Source organism: Alcaligenes ammonioxydans (genome assembly GCF_019343455.1).
Lineage (GTDB): Bacteria > Pseudomonadota > Gammaproteobacteria > Burkholderiales > Burkholderiaceae_B > Alcaligenes > Alcaligenes ammonioxydans.
In genome coordinates this window covers 371,223-395,929 of sequence record NZ_CP049362.1, presented here as the reverse complement: position 1 = coordinate 395,929, position 24,707 = coordinate 371,223, and the positions used below count along the sequence as shown (strand labels likewise).

Sequence of the window (24,707 nt, the reverse complement as noted above, 5' to 3'; positions counted from 1 at the left end):
CAGGCCTTGTTAGCGCGAAGCACCAAGAAAATGGGGGGATTCGAAACGGTAGACAGCCAGGGTACTGCGCCAGCCCGGTAAAAAACGAACCGTATGACCGCCATTGAATGCAACACGATCAAGAATACGTACGCCCACTGCCTGAGCCAGATCCTGAAAATCTTTCATGGTGCACAAATGAATGTTGGGCGTGTTGTACCACTGGTAAGGCATTTCACCGGTCACCGGCATGCGGCCACGCAAAATGCTCCAGCCGTGCGGCCAGTAACCGAAGTTGGGAAACGAGACGATACCATACCGCGCCACCCGCGCCATCTCACGCAAGATGTGCTCCGTATGGTGCATGGACTGCAAGGTCTTGGACAGAACCACGGTATCGAACTGCTGATCGCTAAACAGGGCCAGACCTTTTTCCAGATCTTGCTGAATGACGTTGACACCCCGGCGGACCGACGCAATGACGAACTGATCATTGAGCTCCACCCCTGTGCCAACGACCTGACGCGTATCACGCAGATGTGCCAGCAAGGTCCCATCGTTACAGCCCAGGTCCAGCACTCGCGAGCCGGGCTCGATCCACTGCGCAATGCGCAGCAAATCCGGTCTTAACATGGCGGCGGCCACTTGTGTTTGCGGCTTAGTCATTTTGCCAGCACCCCCGTCGTGCGCGTGCGCGCAGGCAAGCCCAAATTAACGGCGATCTGATCATAGTATCCCTGTACGACCGCATGGTAGCGGGGGTCTTCCAGCAAGAAAGCATCATGTCCATGCGGAGCATCGATTTCAGCGTAGGTCACCTGACGCTGGTTACGGAGCAGGGCCTGCACAATTTCACGCGAGCGCTCGGGCGAAAAACGCCAGTCCGTGGTGAAGGAAACAAGCAGGAACTTGGCCATCACGTTTTCCAGGGCTTTGCTCAGATCCCCCTGATACGGACGGGACGGATCAAAGTAATCCAGGGCCCGCGTAATGATCAGGTAGGTATTGGCGTCAAAGTAGCGTGAGAACTTCTCTCCCTGATAACGCAGATAGGATTCGACCTCGAATTCCACGCCATAGTTGTAGTGGTATTCGCCACCTTGCGCCGGCGCACGCTGGGTGCGGCCAAACTTCTCGGCCATGACGGTATCAGACAGGTAGGTGATATGGCCCACCATGCGGGCCACGCCCAGTCCGGCCTTGGGTACCACGCCATGCTCGTAATAATTGCCGCCATGAAACTGCGGGTCAGACAAAATGGCACTGCGGGCCACTTCGTTAAACGCAATATTCTGCGCTGACAGGCGCGGTGTGCTGGCAATAACCACGCAGTTCTCGACGCGATCGGGGCAACTGATCGCCCAGCTCAAGGCTTGCATGCCCCCCAGCGATCCTCCCATGACGGCCGCGAACTTGCGAATGCCAAAATAGTCGGCCAGACGCGCCTGGGCACGTACCCAGTCCTCCACGGTCAGAACGGGAAACTCGGAGCCCCAGGGCTTGCCGGTAGCGGGATTGATGCTGGACGGCCCCGTAGAACCAAAACAGGAGCCAATATTGTTGACGCCAATGACAAAAAACCGATCCGTATCCACGGCCTTGCCGGGACCGACCATATTGTCCCACCAGCCTACGCTTTTGGGATCGTCATCGTAATAGCCGGCAACGTGATGCGAGGCATTGAGCGCATGACACACCAGGACCGCGTTGCTGCGCTCTTTATTCAGGGTGCCGTACGTCTCGACGGCCAGCTCGTAGCTGGGCAGCACTTGCCCGCTGCGCAGGTGCAGCGGTTCATCAAACGCAATGAGTTCGGCTTGTACAGGGCCCACAGAACCTTCGGGGATCAATCCGCAGGATGGGCTAGGGGCGCCAACGTTGGCGCAGGGGACGGAATCAGTGGCCATCTGGACCTCTTTAGCTGGATTTATGGAGCGCCCGCAAGCGGATCAGGCAAATCGGCGCAAAACGTATAAGACAAAATTCTAGCATCGCTGCAGCGCGTCGTCCAAACCAGGCAGGCCGCCTCCCTTCGCCACTGTGCCTAAAGATCCGTTCGGGAAACAGACAATGCTTTGATTTGCATCATTATTTCCATGTTCATCGGTCTGCCAGCTAAGCTAAATTTGAGTACATTGGCGCGACGTTTACCACGAATGCATGAGGAATGGCTTTACCGTGACGTATTTAACTTCACGCGAACAGTCCTGCCTGAACTGGGCTGCCCATGGCAAGACCAGCTGGGAAATCAGCATCATCCTGGGCATTACTGAGCGCACGATCAACTTTCATTTCCAGAACGCTTACGCCAAACTGGGGGTTTACAGCCGCCAGGCCGCCATTACCCTGGCCTTGCAACAGCGCCTGATCAGCGGCGACCCCGCTAGCGAGCTAAGCCGTCAAAGAAAATCTTTGCCTGAGCCGCATCCGGCGCCTTACCGGAATCCGTCATAACAAAGCCCTGCACCAGCCAGCCCGGCTCCATACGGATCATCGCCTCCAGGCGCAACGCCACGCCGCCCACATCGCGTGTCATGTAAAAAATCTGGCCTGGTGGCGGGATCTGCACGGCGCTTTTCTGACTGGCCTGCCCATCCGGGACGAATTTTGCACGCAAGGACTCATGCAGCGCCTCGTACAGGCGCTCACGGGCGGCTGGGTCCTGTTGCAATTGCGCGGGAAGAATCACATGACCCACGGTATAGATCTGCCCACCCGCGGTCGCCGTCGTCAGGTAAAAATCCAGCGGGTACTGCTCGAAATCCAACACGCGGTGACTGGTGCTTGGCTTGCCGGGCAACATGGCTGACAAGCCCGTTTGCTCAAGTTGAACCTTGCGCCAGTTAAACTCCGGACTGCAGGCCGCCAACATCCATAAGGCCGCCAGTACGGCGGTCATGCGCCTGATTATCATGGTGCTAATCCCATATCCCGTTTCATGCTTTTCATCAGCTGCCTGAACAGCCGCCTTATACTCGCCCTGCCCGATTCGCCTTTTGGCGCAACTTAACAAAGCAAGTTTGGTCGGACTACTATTTATAGACGGCCCCAGGCCCCTTGAACAGTCCCGTATCTTGCATCCGATTTCGAAAGTGGGAAACACCACCATGAACACCAGCCACGAACGCCGCCTTGCCCTGCAACAGAACCCCGATATCTTGAAGGGGATCTTGCGAGGCATCGAGAAAGAAGGACTGCGCGTTGATGCGCTGGGCCAGCTGGCAAAGACTCCCCACCCCCGCGCCATTGGTTCTGCCCTTACCAATGCCCACATCACCACCGATTACGCCGAGGCCCTGCTGGAGCTGATTACCGAGCCGCAAGCCCGGGTTGAGGACGTGCTGCAAGAGCTGGCCGATATTCATACCTTTGTCGCCGGCAAACTGGATCAGGAAATCATCTGGAACCAGTCCATGCCCGCCTTGCTGCCCGCCGAAAAGGAGATTGCCATTGCCTGGTACGGCACCTCCAACACGGGCATGCTCAAGCATGTTTACCGTCGCGGCCTGGCCGAACGCTATGGAAAACCCATGCAGTGTATTGCCGGGGTGCATTACAACTTCTCCCTGCCCGACGGCATCTGGCCCTTGCTGAACGTCTGCGGTGACAATCTGCAAGACCAACGCTCCAATGGCTACCTGGCGCTGATTCGCAATTTCACACGCTACTCCTGGTTGCTGATGTATCTGTTTGGCGCCTCGCCCGTGCTGGATGCGAACTTCCTGCAAGGTCGCAGCAACAATCTGGACAAGATCGACGACGACACGCTGACCATGCCCTGGGCAACCAGCCTGCGCATGAGCGACCTGGGCTATCACAACAAGGAAGCCCAAGCCGAGCTTCAGCTTTGCTACAACGACCTGGACACCTTTGTGATGCGCATGTATCACGCTGCCGTGACCCCTTGGCCGGATTACGAAAAGCTGGGCACGCACCGTGATGGCGAGTGGATTCAGCTCAACACCCACATCCTGCAGATTGAAAACGAGTACTACTCCAGCATCCGCCCCAAGCGCACAACCCAGCGCAGCGAACGCCCGGCCACCGCCCTGGCTCAGCGCGGTGTGGAGTACATCGAAGTACGCTGCCTGGATATCGACCCCGAATCCCCTACTGGCATATCCGAGCAAACCTGTCGCTTTCTGGATACCTTCCTGCTGTTCTGTGCCGTGCAAGACAGCCCCTTTTTCCCGGACGGTGGCTACTGTCAGGACAGCAAGAACAACTTTGCCACCGTCGTGCGTGAAGGCCGTCGCCCCGGCCTGATGTTGACCAACCAGCAAAAACAAGCGGTCAGCTTGCAACAATGGGGACGGGAGATTCTCCAGTCCCTCTTACCCTACGCACACTTGCTGGATCACGCCCTGGATACAGACGGCCATACCCAAGCCGTGCAGGCACAAATGCGTAAACTGGACGATCCGGAACGGACACCGTCGGCCCAGTTACTGAAACGTTTACACGAGACGGGCCTGAGCTTTCATGACTACGCCCTACAGCGCAGCCGCGAACACCACGCCAGCCTGCTGGCCCATCCTTTGCCGGCTGACAAGCAAGCCGCTTTCGAACAGCAGGCCGCCGACTCTTTGCAGGCCCAGCTGGATATTGAAGCCCAGGATCAAGAGTCCTTTGAAGATTATGTCCAGCGCTACGAGCGCAACCTCATTCCCCCGGAAATTCAGAACCGTTAAGTTATTCATCGCTTGCCGAGCCGCCTCCTGAAGGCGGCATTTTTTTACCTGGCAACAACCAGGGGCCGAGTTGGTCAGCCGCACGGCCCCGTGTCCTATACGTTACCCACCCCCATTTCCCCCACGACCAAGCCTGGTTTTCCGACTGTTTCAATCAGTTATTGTTATGTTATAACATCTCAAAAAAATTAACTTTTCCGGAAGATGAGATGCACTTCAGTCCCCGCCCCTTGCCATTGACGCTGGCCCTCGCGCTTTGCGCCTCAGCACAAGCCAATGAGCTTGAACCCCCTGTCTCTCAGTTGGCCCCGATCCGAATCTCCGCCAGCCCCCTGGCCTTGCAACAGACAGAACTGGCCACAGCCAGCACGGTGCTGCAAGGCCCCCAGCTGGATTTGCGCCGTAGCAGCACTTTGGGTGAACTGCTCGATGGGGAAGTGGGCATCCACGTCGACAGCTTTGGCAGCGGTGCCAGCCGACCGGTCATTCGTGGCCAGACTGCGCCTCGCGTCAAAGTGCTCAGCGACGGCGCCGAAGTGATGGATGCCTCTGCCATCTCCCCCGACCACACGATTACGGTCGACACCTGGCAAGCAGAACGCATTGAAGTACTGCGCGGGCCCTCCGCCCTGCTGTATGGCGGCGGTGCGATCGGGGGCGTGGTCAACGTGCTGGACCGCAAGATTCCCACGGCGATCCCCGAAAAAGGGTTTGAAGGCTCAGTCCGCGCCCAAGGCTCCACAGCCGATCGAGGCCGGGTCGGCGCATTCGACATGACAGCCGGTCAGGGCAATATCGCCTTGCACGTAGAAGGGGCCTCGCACCGCAGCCGTGACTATCGCGTGCCCAACTGGACCGACAGCCGCGTCAAAGACTCCGACTCCCGTACGGACACTGGCAGTGTCGGCCTGTCCTTTATTGGCGAGCGCGGTTACATCGGGGCCGCGTACTCCTATCGGGAAGGCAGTTATGGCTTGCCCGGCCACAGCCATGAATACGAAGACTGCCACCCGCACGGTGCCACCTTGCATTGCGGTGGCCACGGCCACGATCACGGCCACGATCACGACCATGGCTACGACCAGGACCATGAGCACGCTGCGACAGCGCATCTGCGCACCGAGCGCGTTGACCTGCGCGGCGAACTGCGTGATCCTTTGCCCGGTTTCAAACGGGCTCGCCTGCGCGCCGGTTCCACCAACTACCGGCATGTGGAAAAAGACGGCGATAAGGTTGGCACCCGCTTCACCAATCGCGGCTACGACACGCGGCTGGAACTGGAGCACCAGCCCTGGGGGCCTTTTGAAGGCGTCATTGGCCTGCAAACCAGCCAGTCTGATTTTGCCTCGCGCGACGGCACGGAAAACTTCATCCCGCCCACCCGTACTCGCAGCCAGGGCTTGTTCCTGCTCGAGAGCCTGAACTGGGACAACTGGCGGCTGGAACTGGGCGCACGCCAGGAATGGCAAAGCATCACGCCGGACTCGAACACCCTGGAGCGCCGCACAGGCACTGCCACCTCCTTCTCCCTGGGCGCTGTCTGGGACTTTGCCCCCGAGTATGCCGCCACCGTGTCCCTGTCGCGTTCGCAACGCCTGCCCACGGCACAGGAACTGTTTGCCAAAGGCGTGCACTTTGCCACGCTGAGCTATGAGCGCGGCGATCCCAATCTGGATCGGGAAACCAGCCACACTCTGGATCTGGGGCTGCAAAAGCATCTGGGCGATCTGCGTTTTGATCTGCGCACCTTCTACACGCGCAGCGCCAACTACATTTACGGCCACAGTCTGGACCGCCACGAAGACTTTCAACTGATCCAGTACAGTCAGGGCAAAGCGCAGTTCTGGGGCCTGGAAGCGCAGGCCTCCTACCCGGTCACCTCCTGGGCTTCGTTCAGCGTCCATGGCGATCTGGTGCGTGGCAAACTGCAAGACCCTGGCCGCAACCTGCCACGCATACCGGCCGCCCGTCTGGGTATTCGCACCGATCTGAACTGGCAGAACTGGTCGGGTTTTGTCGGCTACACCCACACCTTTGCCCAAAACCGACTGGCTGACCATGAGCTACGGTCACCCTCTTACGGTTTGCTCAGCATGGGTTTAAGCTACCGCCTGCATAGCGCTCAGAACACCTACACCTTTTACCTAAGGGGAAATAACCTGCTGAACAAGTTGGCCTACCGCCATACCTCTTTCATTGCCCGTCAGGCGCCGCTGATGGGACGCAACATCCTGGCTGGAATACAGGTGGAGTTTTGAGCAAGACCGCCATCCACACGGGTAGCCGGCTCTACCAGATCGTGGCCGACATGCAGGGCGAGCGTCCCTGGGGCGACTTTCTGGATGCCGGCACCGGCAAGGGTTCGCTGCGTTGGCTGCTGACCCTGGACACGGCACGCTGGACGGCCATTACCGCCTCGCCCAGCATGGCCGAGCAGGTGACACGCGAACTGGGGGATCAGAAGCGCCCCCAGGACCGGCTGCTGGTCGGTAACTGGAGCGACCCGTCGTTCCTGCAAGGTGAACGCTTTGACACGGTGCTGGCGGACTATTTACTGGGCGCCATTGAGGGCTTTGCCCCTTACACCCAGGATCAACTGTTCAGCCGCCTGCGACCCCTGACCGGCCAGCGTCTCTACCTCATTGGGCTGGAACCTTACGTGCCCTACAGCAGTACCGATCCGGCCGGCAAGCTGATCGTGGAGATCGGCCGCTTGCGCGATGCCTGCCTGCTACTGGCCGGTGAGCGCCCGTATCGCGAGTATCCGATGGACTGGGTGCTGCGCCATTTGCGACAGGCGGGATACCGCTGTGTGGATGCGCAGCGCTTTGCCATCCGTTATGGAGACAGCTTTATCCACAGCCAATTGGATATGTGTGACGGACGTTTGCGTCGCCTGCAGGATCGCACACTGGCGGTCGCCTTGTCCGAGCATGTTCAAGCCTTGCGTCGGCGCGCCCTGGCCCTGAATCACACCCTGGGTGGCCTGCGTCATGGTCATGACTATGTGATTTGCGCCGAACTAGCTTAAGAAAGAAAGCAGCACAGGAAAGACACAAAGGGGCTACGGCCCCTTTATGTCTTAAAAACGCTGCACGGACAGGTCGCTTTATCGAGACCCTGGTTAACCGAACCGATGTCCGGGCTATGCCCCTGCCCGTTCAGATCACGGCCCTGCTTCTTGCCCGGACAATCGGTGCTCCTTGAAAGCCAGGGATACCATCCGCGCTCCAAACACAAGGAGCAATTCTATTTTGTCCTAGATCAAATGATTGATATCAAACCTTAGGCCACTTCCAGCTATTCATGTCGAGCGCCACAGAGGCGCAAGCAACAGACGCAAAAAAAGCAGCCACAGGCTGCTTTTTACAGTCACGCTCAGACGAGGAAAACACCCCGACAGGCAGGAAGCAAGCCCGTAAAGAGCCGCATCAACAAGGAATTCTGGCGCGTCCGACAGGAATCGAACCTGTATCGAGGGCTTCGGAAACCCTAATTCTATCCATTGAACTACGGACGCCAAGCTCGCTATTGTAGCGCGACTTTGAACTTTTTTTCAGTATCTATACGGCAATTATATGTATGCCAGATCAAGAGTCGGATACAAGAGCGATACAGTCCGCTATAATCCATGGTTGCGCGATCTGGGTCGGTGGCTTGCTAGACACGTCCTTGCGCACACCCCTTAGGTAGGCGCAAGCCTTTATTGGTGGCCTGTATAAGGCCCTCCCGTCATTTCTTGTACGAACTCGCAGGATCCGATAATGAGCAACACGGAACAAAAACCCGAAGAACACAACGAGGGTCACTCAGCCATGATCAAAACCCCTAAACAATTGCTTGTGACCGTGGCTCTGGCTTTCTTGGTGCCCATCGCGATTATTGTCATGCTGGTCAGTCTGGTCACCTCCACCATGAGCACAGGCGCTGGTTCGGCCGCCCTGTCTCCAGAGGCCATTGCCGCACGTATCCAGCCTGTGGCCGGTTTCAAGCTGGTGGACGCCAACGCAGTCAAAGAACTGAAAACCGGTCAGCAAGTATACGAAACCACCTGTACTGCCTGTCACGGTGCCGGTGTAGCCGGCGCGCCCAAGTTTGGCGACAAGGGTGCTTGGGGCGAGTTGCTCAAGCTGGGTCAGGACGAACTGGTCAAAAATGCCATTCATGGTATTCGCGGCATGCCCGCCAAAGGCGGCAACCCCTCGCTGGATGACGTAGAAGTGGCTCGTGCCGTTGTCTACATGGCCAACGCTGCCGGCGCCGACTTTAAAGAACCCGAAGCCCCTGCTCCAGAAGGCGAGAAGGCCGATGCCAAGCCTGAAGCGGCAGCGGCCGAGGACAGCAAGCCTGCCCAGGCTCCTGCTGCTGCCGCTGCCCCTGAGGCCAGCCAAGTCGCTGCCGCTGACGATAGCAAGGTCGACCCTGCTGGCATCAAGCTGTACGACACCATTTGTTTCGCCTGTCACGCGGCCGGTGTAGCCGGTGCGCCCAAGTTTGGTGATCAGGCCGCCTGGAAACCTTATATCGAAACCGGTATGGACACGATGCTTCAAAAGGCTATTCACGGTGTGGGCGCCATGCCCCCACGCGGTGGTTCGCAAGCCTCTGACGAAGAACTTCGTGCAGCCATCCAGCACATGGTCAACGCGGCCAAATAAGACTGCGCCAAGGCCCTGTCATCGCACAGTGCCTCTGCATAAAAAGCCCGATGAATATTCATCGGGCTTTTTCTTTGCGCTGGCTATCGTACTGCTGACCGGCACGGAGGCAGTCGACACAAAAGTGGCGTGTATAAAAAAGCCTGAATCCGGCGATCATGCGGATTCAGGCTTTAGCAAGCGCAAGCTATGGGTCAGACCGGATCAAACCTGCCAACGAGCAGGCAGCGCAGTCTGACCATCGCGCCAGCTCCGCTTTACTGCGCCTTGCACAAAGGCAATGCCGTCAAGGACAAGCCCAATTGCACACGCCGTTGCAGCCAGGGGCTGGCGCGGTAGCGCATATCACCGGTCACGGCCTGAAGGGTATTGAGCACATCGAGCAGATCGCGCGAACCGACGGCGTCCCCCATGGACAATGGGCCATTGTGCGGATAACCCAAACCCAGGCGTACTGCGGCATCGATATCCGACGGGGTGGCAATCTGCTGCTGAGCAATATCACTGGCAATATTCACAATGGTGGCCACCAGACGCTGCGCCACAAAGCCAGCCGAGTCCTCAATCACACTAACGGCAGTCCCATCGCTGGCCAGCATGGCCCAGGCCTGATCACGCCACTCTGGCGTTGTCGCCGCCGAGCACATCAACACACGTCGACGGCCTTTTTCCAGACCGAACAAGGTATCCAGCGCCACGCTGCGGGCCGGGTCCAGGCCATGCAGGGACACCAGGCTGGCCACATCCTCACCGTAAGGAGTCAGCAAGATCAAGGCATCGGCAGGAGGCTGATCGCCATCGACTACCGTCATACCCAACTCATTGAGCAATTGCAGCGCACGAGCCTGGCCTTGTTCGTGGTAGGGTGAGACCCACACGGGCGCGAAAGAGGTCACGACAGGCACGGCAGGCTCTTGCGGAACCTGCTTCTTGCCATCCTCATACTTGTAAAAACCTTCGCCATTTTTGCGGCCGAACAGCTTGCCGGCGTGACGCACCGCTGTAATGGGCGAAGGACGAAAGCGCGGCTCGTCGTAGAACTGGCGATAGATGGACTCCATCACCGGGTGCGACACATCCAGCGCGGTCAGATCCAGCAGTTCAAAAGGCCCCATGCGGAAACCAGCCTGCTCGCGCATGATGACGTCAATCTGGTAGAAAGGCGCGACGCACTCCTGGGCAATCTTCAAACCCTCGATGTTCATGCCGCGACCAGCGTGGTTGACGATAAAGCCGGGCATATCCTTGGCGCGTACAGGCGTATGGCCCATCTCGCGCGACACCTGCATCAGAGCATCGCCCACGTCAGGAGAGGTGCGCAAACCATCAATGACTTCAACCACTTTCATCAAGGGAACAGGGTTAAAGAAATGGTAGCCCGCCACACGCTCAGGGTGGCGGCAGGCTTGCGCAATCGCGGTAATGGACAGCGAGGAGGTATTGGAGGCCAGCACGCAATCGGCCGAGACAATCTCTTCCAATTGCTGCAACAAGCCCTGCTTGACATCGAGACGCTCCACGATGGCCTCAACGACCAGATCGGCAGAGGCCAGGCCTTGCAAATCGCTGGCCGTCTGCAAACATGCTGTGGCCGACTGCACCTGCTCAGCCGTCATGCGACCTTTCTCCTGCAAACGGCTCCAGACGGCATGCACATCGGCCAAAGCGGCCTTGAGCGAGTCCGCATTCAGGTCATAGAGCAGGACCTGCTTGCCAGCCTGGGCGGCAATCTGAGCAATGCCCCGTCCCATGGCACCTGCGCCAACAATAGCGATGGTTTGTATCTGTTTCATGATTCACAACCTGATCGAAAAGCAATAAAAATTAAGCCTGCTCAGCCGAGCCGGTCACCAGGGCCTCGACCTTGTCGGGCGTAAGCTCCAACACACGCGCCAGGACCTCGCGGGTATGTTCGCCCAGGCGTGGCGGCGCACTGCGGTACTGCACCGGCGTGACTGACAAACGCAAGGGGCTGGCCACCGAAGGTACACTGCCCCCCTGCCCGGTCGGCAAGTCCAGGCGCAAACCACGCGCCAACACCTGTGGGTCCTGATACACCTGCTCCATCGTATTGATGGGCCCGGCGGGAATACCCACGGCTTCCAGCGCCTGCAACCAGCTATCGCGCGTCCGGCTCAGCATGACCTGCGCCAACATGGGCACCAGTTCATCCCTGTGCATGACCCGCCCGGCATTGCGCGAAAAACGGGGATCATCGGCCCATTCGGGATGCCCCAGCTCCTGCGCAAAGCTGCGAAACTGGGCGTCATTGCCCACCGCCACAATCAAGTGCCCGTCACTGGCCTCAAAGACCTGATAGGGCACCAGATTCTGATGGGCATTGCCGGGCCGCTGCGGGGCCTGTCCGGTACATAAGTAATTCATATTCTGGTTGGCCATCATGGCCACCTGACAATCCAGCAAGGCAATATCCAGGTGCTGCCCCAGGCCGCTGCGATGACGCTCCACCACAGCCGCCAGAACGGCTACCGTGGCGTACATGCCCGTCATGACATCGGCCACCGCCACCCCCGCTTTTTGCGGCTCCCCCCTTGGCTCTCCGGTCAGGGACATCAAACCACCCAGCCCCTGGATCATGAAGTCATATCCCGGGCGGCTTGCATAGGGGCCGGTCTGCCCAAAGCCGGTAATCGAACAATAAATCAGGGCCGGGTTGATGGCTTGCAGGCTTTCGTAGTCCAGACCGTACTTCTTCAGGCCACCCACCTTGAAGTTTTCCACCAGAATATCGCAGCGTCTGACCAACTGGCGCACCAGATCCGCACCTTGTGCAGTGCCAATATCCAGCACGATAGACTCTTTATTGCGATTGGCCGCTCCAAAATAGGCCGCGTCCTCTGTGTCCGACCTGTGACCACCCTTTAGATAGGGAGGCCCCCAGCCCCGGGTGTCATCCCCGGTACCGGGGCGTTCAACCTTGATGACCTCTGCACCTAAATCGGCCAGATTTTGGGTACACCAGGGACCTGCCAGCACGCGCGTCAAGTCCAGAACACGCAATCCGGCCAAAGGCGCTTTTCGTTCAGTCGTGGTCATAGCAGACAAAAATCCTTCAAGTTGCTTATTGTGCACCAGGTCTTCTTAGTCCGGTCTACGGACAGAAAAAGTGCTCAAACAATGGTCATTTTCGAGCCGGAGGACATTTGTGCAGCGCACCACGTCCGGCTACGATAAAGCATCCTAGAATAGGTGACGATAGATTATCAGCGGCAGATCTTCCTTGCAGGACCCCACCCCATCAAGAGGCGGGGCACATCATTCGATAATAGGAGACCGACCTTATGCCTTCGGCATTAACGCAGCAGCTTTATCAATCTATGACCCTGCCTGTGATGGCAGCGCCCATGTTCATCGTCTCGAACCCCGCCCTGGTGATTGCTCAATGCGCCAGCGGCATCATTGGTTCCGTGCCGGCCCTCAATGCCCGTCCCCAGGAAAAGCTCAAGGACTGGCTGAACGAAATCGAGGACACCCTGGCCGAGCTGCGCGAGCGCCATCCCGAGCGCCGCATTGCCCCCTACGCCATCAATCACATCATTCATCAATCCAATGACCGGCTGGAGCAGGATCTGAGGGTATGCGCCGACCACAAAGTGCCCTTGGTCATCACCAGCTTGCGCGCCCCGCAGGAGATCGTGCCGCACGTACATGCCTGGGGAGGGAAGGTTTTTCATGACGTGACCACCTTGCGTCACGCCGAGAAAGCGTTGGAGGCCGGGGTGGACGGTCTGATTGTGGTGGCGGCGGGCGCAGGCGGCCATGCCGGCACCCTGAGCCCTTTTGTACTGGTCAACGAGATCCGGCAGATTTTTGACGGTCCGATTGCGCTGTCCGGCGCCATGAGCCGGGGCAGCGATATTCTGGCCGCCCAGGCCATGGGTGCCGACCTGGCCTACATTGGCACGCGCTTTATTGCCAGCACCGAAGCCAATGCCTCGGACGACTACAAGAACATGATCGTCAAAGGCCGCGCCGCCGATATCGTCTACACCCCGCTGTTTACCGGCATCCCGGGCAACTACCTGAAGGACAGCATCCGGGCGGCTGGGCTGGACCCGGACAAGCTCGATGCCGAGAAAGTGGCCGATACCGCCTTTGGCTCGGGCATGAGCAAGGCCTGGCGCGATATCTGGGGAGCCGGCCAAGGCATCGGCGGCATTGATTCGGTCGAGTCGACTGCCCAGATTGTGGCCCGTTTGCATCGCGAATATCAGCAGGCCAAGGCTGCGCTGCTGGCCTCCCCCTTCGCCTGAACAGGAGCACGCCATGATACGCACTCATGACGCCGGTCCTTGGCTGGAAGTCATTCTGGACCGACCGGAGCGACGCAATGCCCTGACCGGCCCCATGTACGAAGAGCTGGCCGAGATCATCGACCAGGCCGATCAGAACCGACAATATCGCGCCCTGATTCTGACCGGCGCGGGCGAACATTTCTGCGCGGGCAACGACATTTCCGATCTGGCCACGGTACGCAACACCACCGAGCCGCCGCCGATCACCTTCTTGCGCAGTCTGGTCAAGGCCGATATTCCTCTGATTGTGGCCGTGGAAGGTCATGCCGTGGGCATTGGGGTCACCTTGCTGCTGCACGCGGACTTTGTCTATGCGGCCCGCGACGCTCGCTTGCGCATGCCGTTTACCGCCCTGGGACTATGCCCGGAAGGGGCGTCCAGCCACCTGCTGGCCCAATACGTAGGACAGCGCCGTGCCAATGAATGGCTGCTGCTATCGCAAGGCTTCAGTGCCGAGCAGGCCCTGCAAGACGGCCTGCTCACCGAGCTGACCGACCACGGCAACAGCCTGGAAGCTGCCCGTGCCTGCGCCCATGCACTGGCCGAGCAGCCGCCCATTGCCTTGCGCACCAGCAAACGCTTGTTGCGCGAGCCCCAGCGCGAGATTTTGCTGGACGTGCTGGAGCGGGAACGCAAACTGTTTTCCCAACTGCTGGAAGGCGAGGAGGCCTTGCACATCCTGGGGCAAATGCGCCAGAACCGCAGCGAAAAGTAGCTGCACCGGTAGCCTGATTTCTGCGCAAACCCGCATGTGCAGCGATCTTGCCACACTGACCCCGATTCAAAAGGGGTGATAAGGGGCCTGCAAGCGCAGGTCCCTAATTTTTTTTACCGTATTCGCAAAAAATTCTTGCGCATAAAAAAAAAATCGCTGTATTTTATTTTTTGCGCTGCAACAAATGCACCGCTTTAACACGTTCTTTGCGGATACGCCCATGACACACTCCTGTCCCCCCCAAGCCCAAGGCTTGTACCTTCCCGCTAATGAACACGACGCCTGCGGCGTCGGATTTATCGCACACATCAAAGGCCAGGCGAGCCACGCCATCATCACCCAAGGCCTCAAAATCCTGGAAAACCTTGATCACCGCGGCGCAGTCGGCGCTGACCCTCTGATGGGCGACGGTGCAGGCATTCTGATCCAGATCCCCGACCAGTTGTACCGCGAAGAAATGGCCGCCCAGGGCGTGACCCTGCCGCCCCCCGGCGAATATGGCGTTGCCATGGTGTTTCTACCCAAGGAAACCGCGTCCCGTCTGGCCTGTGAGCAGGAGTTGGAGCGAGCCGTACGTGCTGAAGGCCAACACATGCTGGGCTGGCGCGATGTCCCGGTGGACAGCACCATGCCCATGTCGCCGACCGTCAAGGCTAACGAGCCGGTGATTCGCCAGTTGTTTATCGGCCGCGGTCCGGATGTGATGGTGCCGGACGCACTGGAGCGCAAGCTGTATGTGATCCGCAAGACCGCCAGCCATGCCATCTACCGCATGGCCCTGGCCCACGGCCAGGAATATTTTGTGGCCTCCGCCTCGGTGCGTACCATCGTCTACAAAGGCTTGCTGCTCGCCGACCAGGTGGGCCGCTATTATCGCGATCTGGCCGACCCTCGTGCCTGCTCCGCCCTGGCCCTGGTACACCAGCGCTTTTCCACCAATACCTTCCCGGCCTGGCCTCTGGCTCACCCGTACCGCCTGATCGCCCACAATGGCGAGATCAACACGGTTCAAGGCAACTTCAACTGGCTGCGTGCCCGTGAAGGTGCCATGGAATCGGCCGTGCTGGGCTCGGATCTGCAAAAACTCTACCCCATCGTCTACGAAGGCCAGTCGGATACCGCCACCTTCGACAACTGTCTGGAGCTGCTGGTCATGGCTGGCTACTCCCTGCCGCACGCCATGATGATCATGATGCCCGAGGCCTGGGAGCAGCATGCCGAGATGGACGAGAGCCGTCGTGCCTTTTACGAGTACTACGCCGCCCAGATGGAACCGTGGGATGGCCCTGCGGCCATTGCCTTTACCGACGGTCTGCAAATCGGCGCGCTGCTCGATCGCAATGGCCTGCGTCCAGCCCGCTACGTCATCACGGATGACGACATGATTGTGCTGGCCTCCGAAGCCGGTACGCTGCCTATTCCCGAGCATCGCATTGTCAAGAAATGGCGCCTGCAGCCGGGCAAAATGCTGCTGATCGATCTGGAGCAGGGCCGCATTATTGACGATGCCGAAATCAAGTCCCAGTTAGCCAATACGCACCCCTACAAGCAGTGGATTGAACGACTGCGACTGCGCCTGGATTCCCTGCCCAACGTGCCCGGCGTGCGTCCCCAACTGGCGACCCGCGACCTGCTGGATCAGCAACAGGCCTTTGGCTGGACTCAGGAGGACATCAAAGTCGTGTTGTTGCCCATGGCCAGCAAGGGCGAAGAGGCAACCGGCTCCATGGGCAACGATGCGCCCCTGGCCGTGTTATCGGACAAGGCCAAACCCTTCTACAACTACTTCCGGCAACTATTTGCCCAGGTCACCAATCCACCGATCGACCCGATTCGTGAGCAAATGGTGATGTCGCTGGTCTCCTTCATTGGCCCCAAACCCAATTTGCTGGACATCAACAACGTCAACCCGCCGCTGCGTCTGGAAGTATCCCAGCCCGTGCTCAGTCCGGCTGACATGAACCAGATCCGGCGCATTGAAGCGGCCAGCAATGGCAAGTTCCGTAGTCAGGAGCTGGATATCATCTACCCCAGCGCCTGGGGACCAGAGGGCATTGAAGCCAGTGTGGCTGCGCTGTGCGCCCGGGCAGCCGATGCCGTGCGTGACGGCTACAACATCCTGATTCTGACGGATCGCCGCTGCGACGCCGAACATGTGGCCATCCCTGCCCTGCTGGCGACCTCGGCCATCCATCAACACCTGATCCGTATCGGTCTGCGTACCCGCACCGGTCTGGTCGTGGAAACCGGCTCGGCCCGCGAAGTACATCACTTTGCGCTGCTGGGTGCCTATGGCGCCGAAGCCATGCACCCCTGGCTGGCTTTTGAAAGCCTGCAACATCTGGCCCAGGACCCAGTCAACCAGATTGATGCTTCTCAAGCCGAGAGCTACTACATCAAGGCGATCAACAAGGGGCTGTACAAGGTCATGTCCAAAATGGGCATCTCCACCTACATGTCCTACACCGGAGCCCAGATTTTCGAGACTATCGGTCTGTCGCGGACACTGGTAGACAAATACTTTGTGGGCACCTCCTGTCCGGTAGAAGGGATTGATATTTTCACGGTCGCCGAAGAAGCGCTGCGCCAGCATCGCGCCGCCTACAGCAAAGACCCCGTGCTGGAAAACCAGCTGGAAGCCGGTGGCGAGTATGCCGTGCGTGTGCGGGGCGAAGCCCATATGTGGACGGCCGACACCATCGCCAAGCTGCAACACGCCACCCGCAGCCAGAACTACAGCACCTACAAGGAATACGCCCAGCTCATCAACGAGCAAAGCCGCCGTCACATGACACTGCGCGGCTTGTTCGAGCTGCGTCTGGACCCGGCCAAGGCCATTCCCCTGGACGAAGTCGAGCCCGCCAGTGAAATCGTCAAACGTTTTGCAACCGGGGCCATGTCGCTGGGCTCGATCTCCACCGAGGCCCACGCCGTGCTGGCCGTGGCCATGAACCGGATCGGCGGCAAATCCAATACGGGTGAAGGTGGCGAGGATGAACTGCGCTATCAACACGAAATGCAGCATGGCAAAAGTGGCATCCGCCAAGGTGACACGCTGGCCAGCGTATTGGGCCAGGACCGGGTCTATGCCGATATCGAACTGCAGGAAAACGATTCGCTACGCTCACGCATCAAGCAGGTTGCGTCTGGCCGTTTTGGCGTATCAGCCCAGTATCTGTGCAGCGCCGATCAGATCCAGATCAAAATGGCCCAAGGGGCCAAGCCCGGTGAAGGCGGGCAGTTGCCTGGCCATAAAGTGTCCGAGTACATCGCCAAGCTACGTTACTCGGTACCCGGTGTCGGCCTGATTTCGCCTCCACCTCATCACGATATTTACTCCATTGAAGATTTGGCCCAGCTGATTCACGACCTGAAAAACGTGAACCCGCAGGCAGACATCTCCGTGAAGCTGGTATCCAAGGTCGGCGTGGGCACGGTGGCGGCCGGGGTTGCCAAAGCCAAGGCCGATCACATTGTGATTGCCGGTCACGACGGCGGCACCGGTGCCTCGCCGCTGTCCTCCATCAAACATGCCGGCACCCCTTGGGAACTGGGCCTGGCTGAAACCCAGCAGACTCTGCTGCTGAACCGCTTGCGCAGCCGCATCCGCGTGCAAGCCGACGGCCAGATGAAGACCGGCCGCGATGTGGTAATCGGCGCGCTGCTGGGGGCTGACGAGTTTGGCTTTGCCACGGCTCCGCTGGTGGTGGAAGGCTGCATCATGATGCGCAAATGCCACCTGAATACCTGTCCGGTAGGTGTGGCCACCCAAGACCCCGTTTTGCGCCGCAAATTCAAAGGCAAGCCCGAGCACGTGGTGAACTACTTTTTCTTCGTTGCCGAAGAAGTGCGTGAACTGATGGCCAAGCTGGGTGTGCGCCGCTTTGACGATCTGATCGGTCGCAGCGACTGGCTGGATATGCGCAGCGGCATCGAGCACTGGAAAGCCCAGGGTCTGGACTTCTCGCGTCTGCTGCACAAAGTTGAAAACGAGGAGTCGCCCCGTCAGATCGCCACCCAGGATCATGACCTGGAACACACGCTGGATCGCCAACTGATCGAGCGCAGCGCCGTCACCCTGAACCACGGTACGCCACTGTCCTTCATTACCCCGGTACGCAACCGCAACCGCAGTGTGGGCGCCATGCTCTCGGGCGTGTTCACCAAGAAGTACGGCCATCAGGGCCTGCCTGACGACAGCCTGCACATTCAGTGCAAAGGCACGGCGGGCCAGAGCTTTGGCGCTTTCCTGGCACAGGGCATCACCCTGGATCTGGTGGGCGAGGCCAATGACTACGTAGGCAAGGGCTTGTCCGGTGGACGCATTATCGTGCGCTCGCCCAACGACTTTCGTGGTTACGGTCCGGATCACATCATCGTGGGCAACACCGTCCTGTACGGCGCCCTGGCCGGTACGGCTTACTTTAATGGCGTCGCTGGCGAGCGCTTTGCCGTCCGCAATTCCGGTGCCAGTGCCGTCGTGGAAGGGGTAGGCGATCACGGCTGCGAATACATGACCGGCGGCACCGTGGTGGTGCTGGGCGAAGTGGGACGCAACTTTGCTGCCGGCATGTCCGGGGGCGTGGCCTATGTGTGGGACCCGCAACGTCGTCTGCAACTACGCTGCAACCCGGGCATGGTGGATCTGGAGCCAGTCCTGAGCAAGGCCGAGCAAGAAATGAACAGCAGCATGGCCCAATGGCACAGCCGCAGCGCCCAGAGCGAGCGTCAGACCGACGATGCCATCTTGCAAACGCTGGTCCAGGAACACTTCAAGGCCACGGGCAGCTTCCAGGCCCGCGAATTGCTGAAAGACTGGGACAGCGCCCGCGCACAGTTCGTCAAGGTCATTCCACGCGAATACCGTCGTGCCCTGAGCGAATTGTGGCAAAGCCCGTCAACGGGCAAGGCGACCCCCAAAAGCAGTAAAACCCGCCGTTCGGCTTCGGCCTGAACCCTTCCCATCACCATCAGGAAACGACACATCATGGGAAAGACGACTGGATTTCTTGAGTTTCAACGTCTGCAAGAAGCCGTGGAAGCTCCTTTAAAGCGGGTCAAGCACTGGAAAGAGTTTGTCCAGGTATTGAATGACGAGCAGGCCGGCCAGCAGGCGGCCCGCTGCATGGATTGCGGTGTGCCCTTCTGCCACAACGGCTGCCCGGTCAACAACATCATTCCCGACTGGAATGATCTGGTGTACCGCCAGCAGTGGAAAGAAGCGCTGGACGTGCTGCACTCCACCAACAACTTTCCGGAAATTACCGGCCGCATCTGCCCCGCTCCCTGCGAGGCCGCCTGTACCTTGAATATTGACCGCGTCCCGGTCGGTATCAAATCCATTGAACACGCCATTATCGACAAAGGCTGGGCAGAAGGCTGGGTGGTTCCCCAAGTGCCCACCCAAAAAACCGGCAAACGCGTCGCTGTCATCGGTTCCGGCCCAGCGGGGCTGGCCTGTGCCCAACAATTGGCGCGCGTAGGCCACGACGTGACGGTGTACGAAAAAAGCGACCGGATTGGAGGCCTGATGCGCTACGGCATTCCCGATTTCAAGCTGGAGAAATACCTGCTGGATCGTCGTATCGCACAAATGCAGGCCGAGGGCGTGCAATTTTCCCCCTCTACCTACATTGGCCAGGCGCAGGACCAAGCTGCCCAGGAGCCCGGCCTGACCGTGCTATCACCCTCCGAACTGGAACAGCGATTTGATGCCATTGTCCTGGCAGGCGGCTCGGAAACCCCGCGCCTACTGGACGCACCCGGCAGCCAACTGCAAGGTGTGCATCCTGCCATGGACTTTCTGCGCATCCAGAACCAGCAGGTGGCCGGTTCGCGCGGCGCACCTGCCATCAGTGCCCAAGGAAAGCATGTGGTGGTCATTGGTGGTGGCGATACCGGCTCGGACTGCGTCGGCACCAGCACACGACAGGGCGCAAAATCCGTCACCCAATTTGAACTGATGCCCCGCCCGCCCGAGCAGGAAAACACGGAACTGACCTGGCCCTACTGGCCCATGAAGCTGCGTACCTCCTCCTCTCACGAGGAAGGCTGCGAGCGCGACTGGGCCATCAACACCGTCGAGTTGCAAGGCAAAAACGGCCATGTCAAAGAACTGCGCGCCGTGCGCGTGGAATGGAAAACCGATCCATCGACAGGCCGCATGAGCATGAACCCTATCGCTGGCTCCGAAATGACCTTCCCAGCCGATCTGGTCTTGCTGGCCATGGGCTTTACCGCGCCCGTGCGGCAAGTGCTGGACGCCTTCGCCGTAGAAGCCGACCAGCGCGGTAATGTTGCGGCCAACACCGACAACTACCAAACCAGCCGCGCCAAAGTCTTTGCCGCCGGCGACATGCGACGCGGCCAGTCCCTGATCGTCTGGGCCATCCGCGAAGGTCGCCAGTGTGCCCGTTCCGTAGACGAGTTCCTGATGGGAAGTTCCACACTGCCCCGCTAAGTCCTCGTGGCAGCGCCAGCAAGCAAACAGCCAGCCGCGAAAAACGGTTGGCTGTTTGTCTTTGAGCGAATGGGCCCTGCCCGTTAACAACGCGAAGCGACATGCGACGCGGCCAGCCCCTGATCATCTGGGCCATCCGCGAACGTCGCCAGTGTGCCCGTTCCGTCGATGAGTTCCTGATGGGAAGTTCCACACTGCCCCGCTAAGTCCTCGTGGCAGCGCCAGCAAGCAAACAGCCAGCCGCGAGAAACGGTTGGCTGTTTGCCTTTGAGCGAATGAGCCCTGCTCGTTAACAATGCGAAGCGACATGCAACGCGGCCAGCCCCTGATCATCTGGGCCATCCGCGAACGTCGCCAGTGTGCCCGTTCCGTAGACGAGTTCCTGATGGGAAGTTCGACACTGCACCGCTAAGTCCTCTTGGCAGCGCCAGCAAGCAAACAGCCAGCCGCGAGAAACGGTTGGCTGTTTGTCTTTGAGCGAATGGGCCCTGCCCGTTAACAACGCAAAGCGACGTTACAGGATCTTATGTGCCGTTTGCCGTTTGCCGTTTGCCGTTTGCCGTTTGCCGTTTGCCGTTTGCCGTTTGCAATCAGCCTACAGGCTATCGATCCACAGTCACTAGCTCTAGCCGTGAAACGGCAGATTAAAGACAACACCGCGGGAGCTTATTGGCGGTTGGCGGTTGGCGGTTGGCGGCCACCATTCTGAAGTCCTTGCTGGCGGGGGACGGGATTGGAGCAATCAGGGAGCTTGCCGCCGTCTGAGGCTGTCGTAGGGATGCAAGCGCCTTGCTGTTTGAGTTCGGCGCTTGTGGTTTGTCCGGGGGACAAACCACCGAACGAGTTCAAGGAGCGCCCTACGACAGGCTCAGACAAGGGTACCGGTGCGCAGCACCGGCAGGCTTCCGCTCCACCCCCGTCCCCCGCCAGCAAGGACTGCCGCAAGGAAGCCCCCAACGAAAACGATCCAAACCAACCCAAACCAAGCCACCACAACCCTCTGATTCCAAACAACATTCATCAGAAATCTAGGGTTTTCCCTTAAAAACCACAAGCCACCCCACCCCCTAGGGTTTACCCTTGCTTAAAAACTAGGGAAAACCCTATAATGAGGATTCGTAACTTAGACCTTCACCTTAAAGGGAAAGCAAATGTCTACCATGACCACTTACTCGCACTACATCCACTGGAGTGATGCTGTTGAGCGTGGGGTAATGCAGCACGCCCTGGAAAATGGTGAATCCGTGTCTTTAACTGCACTGACCAAAGCAGCGGCCAAACAAGTTTCCAAAGCCGCAAACGTGGTGTTCAAGTACATGGTCGAACTGACCCGCGCCTTGAACGAAGCCCGCATCCGTGATTCCCGCATGTCGGCCAGCTACTGGTAAGCCACGCATCACCGTCGTACCGCTCAAGCAAAACACCGCTTGATGTTGAAAAGCCTGCTGATTTAGCAGGCTTTTGTTTTTTCTGCGCCTGCCAAACCCGCGTTTCCGACAGCGCACCCTGACGCACAGCCCAAGATCTTAGATCAACGGGCGTCAGCACCTCACGACTTGTCCCCCAAGAAAGAGACTGGCTTTTACAAAGGCAATACCACTTCTGATGATGTAAACCATGCAAAAGGCCCGCAAAAGCGGGCCTGCAGGACAACCCAGCCCCCAAGTCCAGACCGAGAACCCAAGCGTTCTCAATCAAGGCAAAGCGCTCAAGACTTGTTCAACAAGTTCTTCAACATATCCAGGCGCTGCTTGGGACTCAAGGCCGCCTGCGCCGGATCTTCCTGCGCACCGGGGTCTTCGATCTTCATCTCATCAATAAAGCGGGAGCGCTCGCGCACCAGATTCTCACGCGCACGTCTACGTTTCTTGCACCAGCTCAAGCGCAAGCTACGCTGTGCACGGGTAATGCCCACATACATCAGACGCCGTTCTTCCTGAATACGCTGGGCCAGAATATCTGCTTCTTGATCCGGGTCTATATCCTCGTCATCGCGCCCGATGTGCGGCAACAGCCCTTCTTCCACCCCCACCAAGAACACATGCGGATACTCCAGCCCCTTGGAAGCATGAAGCGTGGACAATTTGACCGCATCCGGGTCATCGTCCTCACCGCGTTCCAGCATGGTGATCAGGGCGACTCGCTGCACCAGATCATTCAAACTAAGCTCATCGTCTGCCGCTTTGGACTTCAACCAGGTAATCAGCTCCAGCACGTTTTCCCAACGGGTCTGCGCAGGGCGTTCGTCGAACATATCGTAGAGATAGCGCTCGTAATCGATGGCTCGCAGCAGTTCGTCCAGCAGCTCGCTGACAGCCGTGTCATGTCCTTCCTGCTCGCTTTCTACCCGATCAGCTCGTTGCTGAATACGCCCAATAAACTGCGCAAACACGCGTAAAGGCTCCAACTGCCGCTCGGGCAAGCGATCTGTCAGCGCAAGTGGTGAGACGGCCGCAAACAAAGACAGCTTTTGTTCTGCCGCAAACTGACCCAGCACCTGCAACGTGGCTTGCCCTATCCCCCGACGCGGAGTGGTGGCCGCCCGGATGAATGCCGGGTCATCATCCTCGTTAGCCACAATGCGCAAGTACGACAGAATGTCGCGAATCTCGGCCTTGTCGAAAAAGCTTTGCCCGCCGGAGATGGTGTAAGGAATACGCAAATTACGCAGCGCCTGCTCAAAGATCCGGGCCTGGTGGTTGCCGCGGTACAGCACCGCAAAATCACGCCATTCGGCCTGACGCTCGAAGCGCTCTGCCGAGATACGCATGGCCACCGAGTCGGCCTCATGCTGCTCGTCGTCTGTGACATGAACCTGAATGGGCTCACCAAAACCCAGATCGGACCACAGTTTTTTTCCGAACACGACCGGATTGTTGCCAATGACATTATTGGCTGCCTGTAAGATTCGCTGCACGGAGCGATAGTTCTGCTCCAGTTTGATGACTTTCAGCTCGGGATAATCCTTAGGCAACTGCGCCAGATTCTCCACGGTAGCGCCGCGCCAGGCATAGATCGCCTGATCGTCATCGCCGACCACTGTAAACATGTTGCGCTGCCCTGTCAGGGAGCGCACCAACTGATACTGACAAAGATTGGTGTCCTGATACTCGTCCACCAGCAGATACTGCACTCGGCGCTGCCAACGTTCGCACACTTCCTGATTGTCTTGCATCAATTGCGCAGGCAAGCGAATCAGGTCATCAAAATCCACCGACTGATAGGCAATCAAGGTGGCCGCATAGTCTCGGTAAATGCGGGCCGCTTCTATCTGGCTGGGTGAGTTCGCGGCACGCTCTGCCTGGTCAGGCCCCATCAAGGCGTTCTTCCACAAGGAGATCTCTTGTTGCACGGATCTGAGGCGCCCTTTGTCCGTGGTGGCCAACAGCTCCTGAATAATCGCCAGGGCATCATTCGCGTCCAGAATGGAAAAGCGCGGCTTCAAACCCACGTGCTGAGCCTCCTCACGCAGCATGCGCAGGCCCAGAGAGTGGAACGTGCTGACGGTCAGCCCCCGCAGCAGCTTGGGGTCCACCAAGGCGCGAATCCGCTCGTTCATTTCACGTGCGGCTTTATTGGTGAAAGTCAGCGCCACCACTTGGCGGCCGGTATATCCACACTCGCGCAGCAAATAGGCGATTTTCTGCGTGATTACTCGTGTTTTGCCACTCCCTGCCCCAGCCAGCACCAGACAGGGCCCATCCATATACAACACAGCCTGACGTTGCATGGCGTTCAGGTCAGTGGGGACGGTATGGCCTGGTGTGGTGACGGAGGTAGTCATGGTGGAATCAGTGAGTACTAGGCAAGAAAACGAGGTTCAAGGCCAAACAACAAGCAGCGCTAAAGGTGACATCCCGGCCAGGCCGAGTACGGTTTGATGCAAAA

General features: G+C 58.7%; 18 protein-coding genes, 1 tRNA gene and 1 riboswitch. Of the genes, 12 read left to right on the top strand and 7 right to left on the bottom strand.

Annotation, left to right across the window (positions count from 1 at the left end; all coding sequences use genetic code 11):
* Positions 1-9: 9 nt before the first annotated feature.
* Both metW and metX read right to left on the bottom strand, forming a co-directional pair.
* Complete coding sequence (metW, locus tag FE795_RS01765) at positions 10-645, bottom strand: methionine biosynthesis protein MetW (protein ID WP_003804309.1); 636 nt, start codon at positions 643-645, stop codon at positions 10-12.
* On the bottom strand, positions 642-1,886 hold the full coding sequence (gene metX / locus FE795_RS01760) for a homoserine O-succinyltransferase MetX (protein WP_219235520.1): 1,245 nt from the start codon (positions 1,884-1,886) through the stop codon (positions 642-644). Before metX ends, metW begins: the two co-directional genes overlap by 4 nt.
* Positions 1,876-1,954, bottom strand: a riboswitch (SAM riboswitch). (Overlaps the previous gene by 11 nt.)
* A gap of 203 nt (positions 1,955-2,157) precedes the next feature.
* Between metX and FE795_RS17345 the strand changes: the two genes are divergently transcribed.
* Entirely contained in the window at positions 2,158-2,433 is a 276-nt protein-coding gene (locus tag FE795_RS17345) for a response regulator transcription factor (RefSeq protein WP_003804311.1), read from the top strand.
* On the opposite strand, the gene FE795_RS01750 is transcribed toward FE795_RS17345, so the two are convergent.
* Complete coding sequence (locus tag FE795_RS01750) at positions 2,363-2,878, bottom strand: hypothetical protein (protein ID WP_003804313.1); 516 nt, start codon at positions 2,876-2,878, stop codon at positions 2,363-2,365. The genes FE795_RS17345 and FE795_RS01750 overlap by 71 nt on opposite strands.
* Positions 2,879-3,086: 208 nt before the next feature.
* Here FE795_RS01750 and gshA point away from each other — a divergent pair, with 208 nt between their 5' ends.
* From gshA to FE795_RS01735, 3 genes are all read left to right on the top strand, one after another.
* Complete coding sequence (gene gshA, locus FE795_RS01745) at positions 3,087-4,670, top strand: glutamate--cysteine ligase (RefSeq protein WP_219235518.1); 1,584 nt, start codon at positions 3,087-3,089, stop codon at positions 4,668-4,670.
* Positions 4,671-4,879: 209 nt separating this feature from the next.
* A complete protein-coding gene (locus FE795_RS01740; protein ID WP_219235516.1) occupies positions 4,880-6,928 on the top strand; it encodes a TonB-dependent receptor domain-containing protein in 2,049 nt (682 codons plus the stop codon).
* Positions 6,925-7,701: a class I SAM-dependent methyltransferase gene (locus FE795_RS01735; RefSeq protein ID WP_003804316.1), complete on the top strand. Its 777-nt coding sequence runs from the start codon at positions 6,925-6,927 to the stop codon at positions 7,699-7,701. Before FE795_RS01740 ends, FE795_RS01735 begins: the two co-directional genes overlap by 4 nt.
* Before the next feature lie 414 nt (positions 7,702-8,115).
* On the opposite strand, the gene FE795_RS01730 is transcribed toward FE795_RS01735, so the two are convergent.
* A tRNA-Arg gene (locus FE795_RS01730) sits at positions 8,116-8,190 on the bottom strand.
* A 244-nt stretch (positions 8,191-8,434) separates the two neighbouring features.
* On the opposite strand from FE795_RS01730, the gene FE795_RS01725 reads away from it, so the two are divergent.
* Positions 8,435-9,328, top strand: coding sequence for a c-type cytochrome (locus FE795_RS01725; protein WP_003804317.1), 894 nt, complete (start codon positions 8,435-8,437; stop codon positions 9,326-9,328).
* A gap of 257 nt (positions 9,329-9,585) precedes the next feature.
* Here the strand turns inward: FE795_RS01725 and FE795_RS01720 are convergent, their stop codons facing one another.
* Entirely contained in the window at positions 9,586-11,121 is a 1,536-nt protein-coding gene (locus FE795_RS01720) for a 3-hydroxyacyl-CoA dehydrogenase (protein ID WP_219235514.1), read from the bottom strand.
* A gap of 31 nt (positions 11,122-11,152) precedes the next feature.
* Positions 11,153-12,385 (bottom strand): CaiB/BaiF CoA transferase family protein, encoded by a 1,233-nt coding sequence (locus FE795_RS01715; RefSeq protein ID WP_219235512.1) that lies wholly within the window; start codon positions 12,383-12,385, stop codon positions 11,153-11,155.
* 245 nt (positions 12,386-12,630) lie between these two features.
* Between FE795_RS01715 and FE795_RS01710 the strand changes: the two genes are divergently transcribed.
* From FE795_RS01710 to FE795_RS01680, 7 genes are all read left to right on the top strand, one after another.
* Positions 12,631-13,602, top strand: a complete 972-nt coding sequence (locus tag FE795_RS01710) for an NAD(P)H-dependent flavin oxidoreductase (RefSeq protein ID WP_003804322.1) — start codon at positions 12,631-12,633, stop codon at positions 13,600-13,602.
* Positions 13,603-13,615: 13 nt separating this feature from the next.
* Positions 13,616-14,359 carry an enoyl-CoA hydratase/isomerase family protein gene (locus FE795_RS01705; RefSeq protein ID WP_003804325.1) on the top strand — a complete coding sequence of 248 codons (744 nt, stop codon included), beginning with the start codon at positions 13,616-13,618 and terminating at the stop codon, positions 14,357-14,359.
* A gap of 220 nt (positions 14,360-14,579) precedes the next feature.
* Complete coding sequence (locus FE795_RS01700) at positions 14,580-19,313, top strand: glutamate synthase-related protein (protein ID WP_219235511.1); 4,734 nt, start codon at positions 14,580-14,582, stop codon at positions 19,311-19,313.
* A 33-nt stretch (positions 19,314-19,346) separates the two neighbouring features.
* A complete protein-coding gene (locus FE795_RS01695) occupies positions 19,347-20,819 on the top strand; it encodes a glutamate synthase subunit beta (protein ID WP_219235509.1) in 1,473 nt (490 codons plus the stop codon).
* A 101-nt stretch (positions 20,820-20,920) separates the two neighbouring features.
* Positions 20,921-21,025, top strand: coding sequence for a hypothetical protein (locus FE795_RS01690; RefSeq protein WP_003804329.1), 105 nt, complete (start codon positions 20,921-20,923; stop codon positions 21,023-21,025).
* 101 nt (positions 21,026-21,126) lie between these two features.
* The gene (locus tag FE795_RS01685) at positions 21,127-21,231 is read left to right on the top strand and encodes a hypothetical protein (protein ID WP_003804331.1); all 105 of its coding nucleotides are present in this window, start codon (positions 21,127-21,129) and stop codon (positions 21,229-21,231) included.
* Between the two features lie 739 nt (positions 21,232-21,970).
* On the top strand, positions 21,971-22,207 hold the full coding sequence (locus tag FE795_RS01680) for a hypothetical protein (protein ID WP_022983381.1): 237 nt from the start codon (positions 21,971-21,973) through the stop codon (positions 22,205-22,207).
* Positions 22,208-22,527: 320 nt separating this feature from the next.
* Here FE795_RS01680 and FE795_RS01675 read toward each other — a convergent pair whose 3' ends face one another.
* A complete protein-coding gene (locus FE795_RS01675) occupies positions 22,528-24,603 on the bottom strand; it encodes a UvrD-helicase domain-containing protein (RefSeq protein WP_219235507.1) in 2,076 nt (691 codons plus the stop codon).
* Between the last annotated feature and the right edge of the window lie 104 nt (positions 24,604-24,707).

Excerpts from the sequence above, each read along its gene's own strand:
- FE795_RS01685 (WP_003804331.1), top strand. The coding sequence starts at position 21,127 with ATGCAACGCGGCCAGCCCCTGATCATCTGGGCCATCCGCGAACGTCGC.
- FE795_RS01680 (WP_022983381.1), top strand. The coding sequence starts at position 21,971 with ATGTCTACCATGACCACTTACTCGCACTACATCCACTGGAGTGATGCT.
- FE795_RS01715 (WP_219235512.1), bottom strand. The coding sequence starts at position 12,385 with ATGACCACGACTGAACGAAAAGCGCCTTTGGCCGGATTGCGTGTTCTG.
- FE795_RS01675 (WP_219235507.1), bottom strand. The coding sequence starts at position 24,603 with ATGACTACCTCCGTCACCACACCAGGCCATACCGTCCCCACTGACCTG.
- FE795_RS01705 (WP_003804325.1), top strand. The coding sequence starts at position 13,616 with ATGATACGCACTCATGACGCCGGTCCTTGGCTGGAAGTCATTCTGGAC.
- FE795_RS01700 (WP_219235511.1), top strand. The coding sequence starts at position 14,580 with ATGACACACTCCTGTCCCCCCCAAGCCCAAGGCTTGTACCTTCCCGCT.
- metX (WP_219235520.1), bottom strand. The coding sequence starts at position 1,886 with ATGGCCACTGATTCCGTCCCCTGCGCCAACGTTGGCGCCCCTAGCCCA.
- FE795_RS01695 (WP_219235509.1), top strand. The coding sequence starts at position 19,347 with ATGGGAAAGACGACTGGATTTCTTGAGTTTCAACGTCTGCAAGAAGCC.
- FE795_RS01725 (WP_003804317.1), top strand. The coding sequence starts at position 8,435 with ATGAGCAACACGGAACAAAAACCCGAAGAACACAACGAGGGTCACTCA.
- FE795_RS01720 (WP_219235514.1), bottom strand. The coding sequence starts at position 11,121 with ATGAAACAGATACAAACCATCGCTATTGTTGGCGCAGGTGCCATGGGA.
- FE795_RS01690 (WP_003804329.1), top strand. The coding sequence starts at position 20,921 with ATGCGACGCGGCCAGCCCCTGATCATCTGGGCCATCCGCGAACGTCGC.
- FE795_RS01710 (WP_003804322.1), top strand. The coding sequence starts at position 12,631 with ATGCCTTCGGCATTAACGCAGCAGCTTTATCAATCTATGACCCTGCCT.
- FE795_RS01750 (WP_003804313.1), bottom strand. The coding sequence starts at position 2,878 with ATGACCGCCGTACTGGCGGCCTTATGGATGTTGGCGGCCTGCAGTCCG.
- gshA (WP_219235518.1), top strand. The coding sequence starts at position 3,087 with ATGAACACCAGCCACGAACGCCGCCTTGCCCTGCAACAGAACCCCGAT.
- FE795_RS01740 (WP_219235516.1), top strand. The coding sequence starts at position 4,880 with ATGCACTTCAGTCCCCGCCCCTTGCCATTGACGCTGGCCCTCGCGCTT.
- metW (WP_003804309.1), bottom strand. The coding sequence starts at position 645 with ATGACTAAGCCGCAAACACAAGTGGCCGCCGCCATGTTAAGACCGGAT.